Source organism: Bacteroides sp. f07, from assembly GCF_042854785.1.
GTDB lineage: Bacteria > Bacteroidota > Bacteroidia > Bacteroidales > Bacteroidaceae > Bacteroides.
The window spans coordinates 398,015-410,308 of sequence record NZ_BAABXI010000002.1 but is presented as its reverse complement, the minus strand read 5'-3'; the positions used below and the strand labels follow the sequence as shown (position 1 = coordinate 410,308).

Annotated in this window: 9 protein-coding genes and 1 pseudogene; 3 read left to right on the top strand and 7 right to left on the bottom strand. The window is 42.2% G+C overall.

Going from position 1 to position 12,294, the window contains the following annotated elements; genetic code table 11:
• Positions 1 to 10: 10 nt before the first annotated feature.
• Positions 11 to 613, bottom strand: a complete 603-nt coding sequence (locus tag ACGHVY_RS16660; RefSeq protein ID WP_390600011.1) for a nitroreductase family protein — start codon at positions 611 to 613, stop codon at positions 11 to 13.
• A 139-nt stretch (positions 614 to 752) separates the two neighbouring features.
• Between ACGHVY_RS16660 and ACGHVY_RS16655 the strand changes: the two genes are divergently transcribed.
• Together ACGHVY_RS16655 and ACGHVY_RS16650 are read left to right on the top strand one after the other, a co-directional pair.
• Positions 753 to 1,388 carry a viroplasmin family protein gene (locus ACGHVY_RS16655; RefSeq protein ID WP_390600009.1) on the top strand — a complete coding sequence of 212 codons (636 nt, stop codon included), beginning with the start codon at positions 753 to 755 and terminating at the stop codon, positions 1,386 to 1,388.
• 81 nt (positions 1,389 to 1,469) lie between these two features.
• Positions 1,470 to 3,170, top strand: a complete 1,701-nt coding sequence (locus ACGHVY_RS16650; RefSeq protein ID WP_390600007.1) for an ArnT family glycosyltransferase — start codon at positions 1,470 to 1,472, stop codon at positions 3,168 to 3,170.
• Positions 3,171 to 3,206: 36 nt separating this feature from the next.
• On the opposite strand, the gene ACGHVY_RS16645 is transcribed toward ACGHVY_RS16650, so the two are convergent.
• The 6 genes and pseudogenes from ACGHVY_RS16645 to ACGHVY_RS16620 all read right to left on the bottom strand — a co-directional run bounded on the left by ACGHVY_RS16645 (position 3,207) and on the right by ACGHVY_RS16620 (position 10,851).
• Positions 3,207 to 4,157 (bottom strand): glycosyltransferase family 2 protein, encoded by a 951-nt coding sequence (locus ACGHVY_RS16645; protein WP_308743922.1) that lies wholly within the window; start codon positions 4,155 to 4,157, stop codon positions 3,207 to 3,209.
• Positions 4,154 to 4,534: a GtrA family protein gene (locus ACGHVY_RS16640; protein ID WP_308743921.1), complete on the bottom strand. Its 381-nt coding sequence runs from the start codon at positions 4,532 to 4,534 to the stop codon at positions 4,154 to 4,156. The genes ACGHVY_RS16645 and ACGHVY_RS16640 overlap by 4 nt, the downstream gene beginning before the upstream one ends.
• A gap of 9 nt (positions 4,535 to 4,543) precedes the next feature.
• Positions 4,544 to 6,520: an LTA synthase family protein gene (locus ACGHVY_RS16635; RefSeq protein ID WP_390600004.1), complete on the bottom strand. Its 1,977-nt coding sequence runs from the start codon at positions 6,518 to 6,520 to the stop codon at positions 4,544 to 4,546.
• Positions 6,521 to 6,536: 16 nt separating this feature from the next.
• Positions 6,537 to 8,372 carry an ABC transporter ATP-binding protein gene (locus ACGHVY_RS16630; protein ID WP_308743919.1) on the bottom strand — a complete coding sequence of 612 codons (1,836 nt, stop codon included), beginning with the start codon at positions 8,370 to 8,372 and terminating at the stop codon, positions 6,537 to 6,539.
• A 190-nt stretch (positions 8,373 to 8,562) separates the two neighbouring features.
• Positions 8,563 to 8,703, bottom strand: a pseudogene (locus ACGHVY_RS16625) (ATPase); the annotation flags it as partial.
• Positions 8,704 to 8,763: 60 nt separating this feature from the next.
• A complete protein-coding gene (locus ACGHVY_RS16620) occupies positions 8,764 to 10,851 on the bottom strand; it encodes a BT4734/BF3469 family protein (protein ID WP_308743918.1) in 2,088 nt (695 codons plus the stop codon).
• Between the two features lie 608 nt (positions 10,852 to 11,459).
• On the opposite strand from ACGHVY_RS16620, the gene ACGHVY_RS16615 reads away from it, so the two are divergent.
• Entirely contained in the window at positions 11,460 to 12,071 is a 612-nt protein-coding gene (locus ACGHVY_RS16615; RefSeq protein ID WP_308743917.1) for an HU family DNA-binding protein, read from the top strand.
• Positions 12,072 to 12,294: the final 223 nt, after the last annotated feature.

Genomic DNA, 12,294 nt, shown 5'->3' with positions numbered 1-12,294 from the left:
ATTTAATTCATTATTTGAAAACTTTCACCCGTTCTTCCAACGGCTGGAATTCTTTTTCCCCCGGTTGGGCGGTAGGAAGCCCGAACGGCATTTCCGCAATCAAATGCCAGTGTTCCGGCAAATTCCATGCGCGGCGCACTTCTTCGTCAATCAACGGATTATAATGTTGCAGCGACGCTCCGAAACCTACATCTTCGAGCATTACCCATATAGCGAGTTGATGCATTGCCGAAGTCTGCAATGACCATCCCAGAAAGTTTTCCTGATAAGACGGGAAAGCCTCCTGAAGTCCTTTGACCGCTTTCTGGTCTTCAAAGAACAAAACGGTTCCATACCCGCAGGCAAATGAATTATCTATTTTCTCTTCTGTCTTTACGAAAGCCTCGGCCGGCACAATCTTCTTCAACGCATCCTTTACAATCTGCCACAATTTCTTGTGAGATTCTCCCAACAGCAAGACTACGCGTGTAGTCTGTGAATTGAATGCCGACGGCACGTGGCGCACTGTCATATTGATGATACACTCTATCTCCTGATCCGGTATAGGCGACTGATTAGCAATTGAATAGTAAGTCCGACGTTGTTTTAAAGCCTCGCTAAAAGATTTTTCCATGATAGCTCCTTTCTTTAGTTCATATTCTTAAACTCTCTTTTTTTTATAACAAGTAGCGCCTCTAACTTGTTCAGTTAGAGAATATATTTGTACCTTCGCACCGTCAATTCATTGACCCTATTTAATTCATCGTCAAAAAATGGCTAAACAGAAATTCTACGTAGTATGGGAAGGCGTCACGCCCGGAATTTACACCTCCTGGACGGATTGCCAGCTTCAAATCAAAGGATACGAAGCCGCCAAATACAAATCATTCGATACTCGCGAAGAAGCCGAGCAGGCACTCACCATGTCTCCCTACGCCTATATCGGCAAAAACGCGAAAGCTAAACCAAGCGGAACAAAAGCTTCTCCGGACACATTGCCTGCTTGCGTGATTGACAACAGCCTGGCAGTCGACGCTGCTTGCAGCGGCAATCCCGGCCCCATGGAATATCGTGGGGTACACATTGCCAGCCGGCAGCAAATCTTCCACTTCGGACCGATGAAAGGGACGAACAATATCGGTGAGTTCCTGGCCATCGTGCACGGACTGGCGCTATTGAAACAAAAAGGATTCGATATGCCTATTTATAGCGACAGCGTCAATGCCATCAGTTGGGTACGCCAGAAAAAATGCAAGACCAAACTTCCCCGTACCAAAGAAACCGAAGAATTGTTCCTGCTGATAGAACGGGCGGAAAAGTGGCTGAGGGAGAATACCTACACCACACGTATCTTGAAATGGGAAACGAAAGAATGGGGGGAGATTCCGGCGGATTTTGGCAGAAAATAAGAAAATCAGACCAAATTCACTCAAATATCTTCCTATCTTTGAACGCTGAAAGTTTTTACATCTAACACATATTATAAATATATGAGAAATAAACAATTTATTCTTCTGACTATTGTTTGTGTCATCACCCTTCTTCCCTTTTTAGGGCTAACCGATTTCCATACAAAAGGAGAACCACGCGAAGCCATCGTTTCGTATTCAATGCTCGAAAGCGGCAATTGGATTCTGCCGGTCAATAATGGTGGAGATATTGCTTATAAACCACCATTCTTTCATTGGTGTATCGCTGCCATTTCTTCTATTACGGGCGAAGTGACCGAATATACAGCCCGTATGCCGTCAGCTCTAGCCCTGATAGCGATGGTATTAGGAGGATTCTTATTCTATGCCAAGCGTAGAGGAACCGGTATCGCCCTGCTCATGGGATTAATTACCCTCAGCAATTTCGAAGTGCACCGTGCTGGGATGAACTGCCGCGTAGACATGATGCTAACCGCCTTTATAGTCCTTGCTTTATACCAACTTTACCGATGGTGTGAGAAGGAGCGAAGAGGCTTTCCCTGGATAGCCACTTTATTGATGGGCTGCGCCACACTTACCAAAGGACCGGTAGGAATTCTTCTCCCCTGCCTGGTGACCGGTGTTTACCTGCTTCTGCGCGGCACCAACTTCTTCAAAGCCTTCTTTTCCATGGCATTGATTGCCATTACCTCTTGCATCCTGCCCGCTATCTGGTACGTTGCCGCTTACCAACAGGGAGGAGACAACTTCATCGCGCTAGTTATGGAAGAAAACTTCGGACGTTTCATGGGAAAAATGAGTTATGAATCTCACGAGAACCCGGCCTACTACAACATCATCACCGTTGTGTCCGGCTACGCACCTTATACATTGTTAGTTTTACTTTCCCTCTTTACGCTGACTTATACCAAAGTGACCGGCAAGCCCCGTGAATGGTGGAATAAACTCACGACCTACATCCGAGAGATGGACAACACACGCCTTTTTTCTTTATTAAGCATTGTACTTATCTTTGTTTTCTATTGTATCCCCAAGAGCAAACGCAGCGTCTACTTATTACCTATTTACCCGTTCATTGCCTATTTCCTGGCAGAATACATCATGTATCTGGCAGGCAGGCACTCCAAAGCAATCAAAGTATATGGCGGCTTTTTGTCTGTCGCAGGTATTCTTCTCCTAGCTACATTCATTGCCATCCAACTGGGATTAGTACCTGATACAATCTTCCACGGCAGACATGCTGCTGAAAACATCGCTTTCTTAAATGCCCTGAAAAATATATCGCTCAATGCCGGTCATATCCTTGTGATATGTTTACCTTTGCTCGGAGCCATCTACTTTTTCCATACAATCAAGCAGAAAGCACCTGATATGAAATTAGTATATGCCACGCTTTTTGTAACGTTCTCGCTCTTTATGTCTTTAGATGGCGCTTATCAGCCTGCCATACTGAATACCAAGTCGGACAAGGGAATGGCTACAGAAATTCAGGAAATTGCTTCCGGCAGTAAGATATACTCCTATATAGCCGTAGATATGCTACGTTTCTATACTGTTAACTTCTATCACAAAGACCAGATAGGTTTGTTTGAAAAGGACATGCCGTCAGAAGGATATTTATTAGTAGGAAAGCATGATTTCGAGGGCTTCAAACCCAGATATGAGTCGCGATACTCCTTTGAAGAAGTATATCAAAGTCCGAAAAGAGGATGTGACATTCGCGATATAATCTATCTATATCACTTTAAAGAGAAAAAATAGAATCAAAAAAGAAGAATATCGGAAAGAAGTAAACCCTTACAGGTTTACTTCTTTTTCTATCAGATAACGCGGACGGCGTTTTACTTCCTTATATATTTTACCGATATACTCACCGATAATACCGACAGCAGTCAGAATAGCTCCACCGATAAACCACACGGAGATAAGCAACGAAGTCCATCCCCTAATAACATCCCCACCGATAAACTCTACCAAAGCGTAAATGATGGCAAAGAAAGAAACCAGCATAAAGATAAGCCCCGAAGTTGTAATCAACCGCAACGGTTTGACAGAGAAAGAAGTGATACCATCCAACGCAAAATTCAGCATCTTCGTGAATGGATATTTGGATTCACCGGCAAAGCGCTCTTTACGGTCATAATAAACAGATGCAGTGGCATACCCCAAAAGACAGACCATTCCGCGAAGGAAAAGGTTACGTTCCGGAAAAGAAACCAATGCTTTCAAAGACCGTTTGCTCATCAGGCGAAAATCCGCATGATTATAGACAATCTCTCCTCCCATTGTACTCATCAGCTTATAAAACAGCTGCGCTGTATGTTTCTTAAAAAATGTATCCGTCTTACGTTCTCGTCTGACGCCGAATACCACATCAACACCTTGTGAAAAATAATCCACCATTTCTACAATAGCATTCACATCATCCTGCAAATCGGCATCAATAGATACAGCGGCATCATAATCACTGCCTGCCACCAGCTCCAATCCGGCCCAAAGAGCCTGTTGATGACCGACATTGTGTGCCAATTTCAAACCAGCCACGCATATATTCGATTCAGACAATTGCTCTATCAATGGCCAGGTCAAATCCTTGCTTCCGTCATCGACATATAATATCTTTCCTTCAGCTATCTTCCCTTCCTCCTCCATTCGGGTAAGGACACCAGATAATTGCCGAGTCGTCTCTTTCAACACTTCTTCCTCGTTATAACAAGGAACCACAATTATAAGTCTCACACCATTCATAGCTTTTTATGTTTAAATACAAACCGTACTAACAGGAAATTCACAGGAATCACTATCGCAAATACCGGAATAGGAGCCCATGTCTTAGAAATACCCAAATATAAGAAAATATTCAGTAAAATCATGTGCAACAGGAAATTTATCAGATGTGCTCCTCCCATTCCTGCCAGTTTCTTCCACGAAGGAGACGTTCCGAAAGTAAAATACGAAGTCAGATAAAAGTTCACGATAAAACTAATTATATATCCAACTGCATAAGCTACATTCACATTGGCGACCGACTTCAAGCAATAATAAATCCCGTAATGCAGCACTGTGGCTATCACACCAACCACACCAAAGCGCACAAATTCTCTAACTACCGATTTTGTTACCATAGAATACATTTATTTAACAGCAGCCCTGTCAATGGTCTTGTGTTCTTTCACCATCTGTTCCGTACACTGCAACATCGAGAAACAATAATTCTTCAGTAGTCCGAAGCCTTCGTCATCGGCAGCAACATGCAATTTTTCATTTTCCAGTTTATACTTAAATTCCTGTTGATTGTCTGGAGAGTAAATAAACAAATGAGTCAAATCTCTTGCTCCAATAAGGTTATCTGCCGTGAAAAACATACACGGACGTTCTTCTTCGAGAAGATTCACACCAAAGTTGTTCTGCAAATAGCTCATATTAAGCATTCCCAATAAAGTAGGAGCTACATCTATTTGCCCTCCGAATCCATTGTGTACAGTCGGCGGAATATCTTTTCCGTAAATCATCAGCGGAATATGGTTATAAGATTGGGGCATCTCACATTCCGGTGTACCCACCATCTTACCGTGGTCACCCAGGAATACAAAGATCGTGTTATCAAACCACGTTTGTTTCTCCGCCGCATCCATAAACTGCCGGATAGACCAGTCGGCATATTCTACAATCTGCTCTTCCAGCTTTTCGCTATGAGGATGGAAGTAAGGGGGAATGACGTAGGGCGGATGGTTGCTGATAGACAGCAATACGGTGAAAAAAGGCTCGCCCGTATCTGCTTTTTCATTTAATATCGGAAGTGCATACTGATACATGAAATCATCCTGCACGCCAAAACTGTTCACCACTTTTTCCGAAGGATAATTTTCCTGCGCATAGATTTCATCAAATCCGTTGGTACGAAGAAACGCATTCATGTTGTCATATTGAGACTCATGCGTCATAAAGAACAAGTTACAGTACCCATTATCTTTCAGCACAGTGGGCAGTCCCGAATAAACAGGAATCACCGAACCTTTCATCGCATTCCGTTTCATTATTGCAGGAAAGGAGAAAAGCGTAGAATAAATGCCGTGATTCGTATGAATGCCCGATGAATAGAAACGTTCAAAGCTCAATGACTGTCGGTATAAACTATCCAGATATGGGGTCAACTTCTTATCAGAACCGAAACTACCCATCAGATCGGCAGACATAGATTCCATAAATATCAAAACCACGTTTTTCCGGTTGGGCACTCCTTCACGCTCCACCTTCCGGGCAATCGGAGAAATATCCGCCACACCTTTTCTTTGCAGGTAGTTTTGTACTTGTTTCAAAGCTTCCTGTTCCGACATCAGATGCAGCGTCCGGTTCTCTTTCCGGTTATCATCCAACGTACTTGTGAGCAAGTTAAAGACTGGATTCACCCCCAATTGATTCAGGAACGGGTCATCACAGTAATACGCCTGACTTACCTTAATCGGATTATACCCTGTGCGCCCCCGGATACCAAACAAACATAGCCCTACACAAACAGCTCCTAGGGGAAGTATTGCCAATCGGCTTTTCCACGAAATCCGAGATATCGTTGTCTCGCTTCGGCGATAAAAATATGAGGCTAAGAAAAACACTCCCCAACCGAATAATACGATAGATAATATGCCCAGAAAGATTGGAAAATAGTAGGAAGATTCACCAAACACCATGCCGGCAGTTGTTCCACCATATCCAAACCAGTTATAAATTGAAGAATTGATAGTCTTAAAGAAATATTCAAAATAGGGAATATTAGCCGCAGCTATGATAAAAGAAAGTGAATAAAACAAAATGAAATAGACAGCTACTGACCGGAACAGCCACTTGGCCGTATAATTGAACAAAGCCGTTATCCATACTGCCACCAAAGGCAGCAACAGGATATAACATGCTATCACATTATCAAACCATAATCCACGCACAAAGGCGACTGCCTTTAAAGCAACATCGCCTTCAATATCTGCCGGGAACTGATAATCAATGGAACAAAATAGTGTAAGTCGAAAAACAAAGAAAAAAAGCAAAGCTACTACATGTATTGACAGTAAATACAAAAGGTAGTATCCAAAACGTTTTATGGAGAATCTTTTCATCTGGTTTCAAACTCCATTACAACTGCTGCATATCATGCAGGCGTTTATAGTAACCGTTCAGTTCTATAAGCTCTTCATGCTTGCCACGTTCTACAATCTCTCCTTCATACAACACGCAAATTTCATCTGCATTCTTGATAGTAGAAAGACGATGGGCAATAGCAATCGTCGTACGCGTCTTCATCAAGCGTTCCAGCGCCTCCTGCACCAGACGTTCTGACTCCGTATCCAAAGCCGAAGTAGCCTCATCAAGAATCAGAATCGGCGGATTCTTCAAAATAGCACGGGCGATACTGATACGTTGGCGCTGACCACCGGACAACTTTCCGCCACGGTCACCGATATTCATATTATATCCTTCCGGTTTCTCCATAATGAAATCGTGCGCATTGGCAATCTTCGCAGCTTCCACAACCTGCTCCATCGTTGCATTTTCCACACCAAAAGCAATGTTATTGAAGAACGTATCATTAAACAGGATAGCTTCTTGATTTACATTACCAATCAAACTGCGTAAATCGGCAATACGTACATCGCGGATACTTGTCCCGTCAATCGTAATGTCTCCTTCCTGCACATCATGATAACGTGGCAATAAATCCACCAAAGTAGACTTACCTGACCCCGACTGTCCAACCAATGCGACAGTCTGTCCTCTAGGAACCGTCAGATTTACATGTTTTAGAATCTCCCGCTTCCCATCATAACTGAAACTAATATCTTTAAACTCTATTTTATCATTCAGTCCTTTCAGCGGTTTCGGATTCGGGATTTCCTTAATCTTATTTTCAGCTTTTAGAATCTTGTCCACACGCTCCATTGAAGCCAATCCCTTCGGGATACTATATCCAGCCTTGGAGAAATCTTTCAATGGATTGATTATACTATACAAAATAACCATATAAAAAATAAAAGTCGAAGCATCAATAGAAGAACTATCACCCAAAATTAATGCACCTCCAAACCATAGCACAATCACAATCAACAATGTTCCTAAAAACTCACTCATTGGATGTGCCAAAGATTGCCGTATGGCAACTTTGTTGGTCGCATCACGTAATTCATTGCTGCATTTCACAAAACGTGCAATCATCTTACTCTCAGCTATAAATGCTTTTATAATGCGTAAGCCTCCTAAAGTTTCCTCTAACTGAGACATCGTATCACTCCATCTCTCCTGCGCTTCAAGTGAATCTCTTTTCAAACGTTTACCAACTTTTCCCATCAGCCATCCCATACCCGGTAACACAAGTATAGTAAACAAAGTCAACTGCCAGCTAGTCACCAATAAGGTGGTAAAATAAAAAAGAATTAATATCGGATTCTTCAACAACATATCCAAAGAACTGGTAACAGAATTCTCCACCTCACTCACATCACCACTCATACGGGCTATAATATCTCCTTTTCGTTCTTCTGAAAAAAAGCCTAATGGCAAATGCATAACTTTTGTATATACTTTTATACGAATATCACGCACCACTCCTGTACGTAAGGGAATCATTATAGCCGAAGAAGCAAAATAACACGAAGTTTTCATCAATGTCATAAATGCAAGGAATAATCCCAAAAACAACAAAGCCATTGACGCTCCATAGGACTGTATGATCTGCGAAACATAATAATAGAAGTTATTTACCACAACATCCTTTACATCTGCACTTCCCCATTCCATAAAAGCATAAACGTTTTCACCCGTTCCTGTCTTGAATAAAATATTCAATATTGGAATTAATAAAGTAAATGAAAAGATATTGAATACGGCAGACAATATATTGAGGACCACGGCCCATCCTATATACTTTTTGTAAGGCGACACAAAACGTCGCATCAGTTGTAGGAATTCTTTCATTATTTATGATAAAATGAGTTAAGATCGCAAAGATACAATAAAACTGATTAACTGACAGCAGTTTCACCTAATTATTAACGCGATTTATCGGGAAGCACCTTCGAGAAAGTGACAGACATATAGCCATTGAAACCCTAGACACCAGTATTTCACACAATAACTTTCTTTCAACCAAATACCTAAAAAGCGTGCGCCGGGTAGAGACAAGAGCCAGACTATTCCCGTTCATCACTTCACGCACCAAACGTTCACTCTCCTGGTGACGATCACAAAAATAATCAGCAGATACACGTCCGCTTGTTATAAAGGGATTTCTTATCATTGTCTTCATACCTCTTCGTTTTATTACGCAAAGATAATTATTATAAAATAATAAAGTCTATATGTGCTGCTAATCTTTTTGAGTAACAGCCACCACATGATAATAAACCCCGTGCGTCTTCCTATACGACTTCACTCCCAGTCTTCGCATAATCCGTCCGAAATAATTAACCTGTCCGGGAGAAAATTTCATTTTACTCGCCTTTTGTATCCGTTGCAATATATCCGCAGCAAGCATCCATTCCCCTTCCTCGTCATCTTCCGCAATCCGATAATACACCAGGAATAACTGCTCTATAGCCGGCGACTGTTCAAACTCCTGATTAGCTTCCATCATAATAGCTTCTTCCTTCTCGTCGAACCAATACCGTTCATTATGATATAGCGCCGCCATTGCCTGTGCATAAAGCTGTTCATAGTCGACAGGACGGACAACATCAATCACGCCCGTCACCTCAACACCTAGATAACGACGACTACCGGAAGTATCCGTCAGCAAATCCTTATGATTACTTGTTCCGATAAAAGAAGCATATCGGCGAAGTTCCTCCACTGCCGAAGCATTCGGACGACGCGTATTTACGACAGGCTTTTGCAGAATATGTTTCAGAAAAGGCTGCTGAGTAATACCAATCTGATCAAACTCATCCATATTAATCAGCAAGAAGCGGTTCAGGTACAACTCCGCATCCCGTTTCCGGCTAAAATCAATACTATCCGTATAGTACGCCTGCAAACACGGCGGAAGAATCAAACGGCAAAACGTAGACTTCCTGTAAGCCTGCGGGCCTACCAATATAGGTGAAGTGCTGTTCGCATGATTTTTTCCCAACCCACGCCAATGAGCCACCATGCTAAGAAACCAACGACGAAACAATTGCGCCCAATGAGGATTGCTACAAGGAACCCGTTTAGCCAAATCACCGATATGATCCTTTCCATCCCAGTGAGGAAGTCCATAAAGAAACTCCTCAACAGGCTGATAGATTGGCACACGATCCGAGTTCAGATAACGCACCACATCTTTGTCCCACAGTTTAAGTCCTTCGTATTGCGCATTCATCGTAATGCTTGCCATCAACCGCCTGTCTACCGGACGAAAATAAAAATCAAAGCTGTTCCGCTGCCGACACTCCACCTGTGAAGTCAACTGATTGAAGCGGAACTCATAGCGCCGTTTCATAAACTCGTCCATCTGCATTACAAATAGCTGTTCCGGCAGCAAACTGCTCTTATCGGCAAATCCTTCGCAAGTGCGATACACATTCTTCACCGTCTCCCGAATCAACAAATCATCATTCGGCAAACGATAATGAGCGCGGGACCACCTCACTGTATCCTCTTCAGGAATACCGGCACGAAAACAATGCCCAGCCAAGCAAACCAATAAAGAATGTATATCATTTCCCGGAGAATAGCTCACCTGCTCATCCAGCGCACGGGCAAAAGCCGCCTCAAAAAGCACAGAAAGCGCATGATGCTTATCATATCCCGGCGCAAGCCGTTGCATGGGCGAAGCTTCCGCCTGTACCTGTTCACGATAAGTCGTTTCTCCCGGCATAGCCATCGGCTGTTTCATATAGATAGGCATCGACTCGGGATTGAAATATAAATCCGGATCAAAAGTCAAACGGCAATATTGTTCCAGCGAAGGTTCTTTCAGCTCAATGTCGAAAGGAAGCTGAGGTTGATAGAACTTCACGGCAAGCCGATAAGCATGTGCATGAAAAAGCTCCGCCTGTTCGCGGTCAGCAGGCAAAAGGTCATTGGGATAGGTGAAGCGCACCCATATCTTTACCGACTTTCCGGACGAACCGGTAAAAGCAAGGTAAGTCTGAGGCAACTCCTTCACGCGTTCTTTCACTTCATCTGCTTCCATAAGCCCAGACAGATTATTCACCTGAATCATCACAACCCCATTGTACTCATCCATCGTCATTATTCCATTCTTGCGGACAAAGGCGGCTGCAGGAAGTAGCTTCGGCACTTTCTGTACATAGTCATTTTTATCACCTGGAAGTATATAAGGCAGGACTTCTCTCATTCCCGAGACGAGTTGCGCTTTGGTTTCCACTTTCATTAGCTCTACGAGCTGTTCGATTTTTAACGTCCGCAGAGTGTTCACTTTGCCGTCGTCTCTGATTTGTGTTATTCTCATTACTTATTTAGTTTGTCCTGCATGTTTTTGTGTAGGGCGATTATTACCACGCACAAAAGTACTGTAAATATTCCACACAAACAAATTTTAAAAGCACTTGTTCCACCTTTCGCTACTAGAAAAGATTTTTCAATTTCATTTCTCATATTCTCATCGTTTTCGGATAAAGCATAGGTAATCAAACAGATACACTATGAGAAATACATTTTCCAGTAGGCATTTCTCATACTTTATCCTATATTCCGACTCATAATCCGCCTATTTCTCATTGTATTTCAGGGTATTTCTCATAGTCGGCACAACCCTATCCCTCTTATGCCAGCCAACCTTATTTTGTATAAAGTCAAGCTATTATTTACGTGTAAACAACTAAACATTTACTTGTTTTTCACCTAATATTGTCGTATCTTTGAAAGGATATCCCAACCGTTCCACTACAGTAGACAGACCTGTTCACTACAGTAAAAAGTTCTGTCTACTAGAGTGCAACAGCCTATCCACTGGAGTAGAACGATAAAGATGCCGGTAAGAAAATAAAATAATGAAGGCAAGATGTAACAACAACCTAAGTAACATAACATATAAACCATTATTAAATTAGAACAGAAATGGCAATACAATTCGAGTTTTATAAGAATCCCCAACCTGCAAAAGAAGGGGAAGAACCAAGTTACCACCCCCGGGTGGTTAATTTCCAGCATGTCACCACCCAAAGACTGGCAAGAGAAATCCATATGGCAACCACTTTCGGAAAAGCAGAAGTAGAAGCTATGTTAATGGAGCTAAGTAGATGCATGAGCAATCATCTTCGCGAAGGTGAAAGAGTACATTTGGATGGAATCGGCTATTTTCAAATCACGTTGCAAGCCACCGAACCCATACACTCACTTACCACTCGTGCGGACAAAGTGAAACTTAAATCCATCAACTTCCAGGCTGACAGAGATTTGAAAAGTTCGTGCATGGCCACCCACCTACGACGCTCAAAATATAAACCGCACTCCGCATCTCTTTCAGAAGAAGAAATTGATCGGGAACTCACTGAATATTTTGCAACGAATCCCGTATTAACCCGTACTAATATGCAGTCAATTTGTTGCTTCACTCAAAGTATGGCCAGCCGACAAATACGCAGATTGAAAGCAGAAGGCAAGTTGCAAAATATCGGGAAACCTACGCAACCTATTTATATACCAGGACCGGGATATTATGAGAAATGAATCCAATAAGTATGAGAAATGAGCAAAATTAGCGTCATTTTGCGGAAAAACTATGAGAAATGCTTGTTTCTGAAAGTATTTCTCATAGTCTATTTCTCTTATTATCTGATGTTTATATTAAAATCATGAGAATATGATAAATGAAATACAATTATATCCCGAGAGGGTGTTGAATACCGTTTGTAAATTACAACATTTTTCAATGCAAGTAGTACGATACATA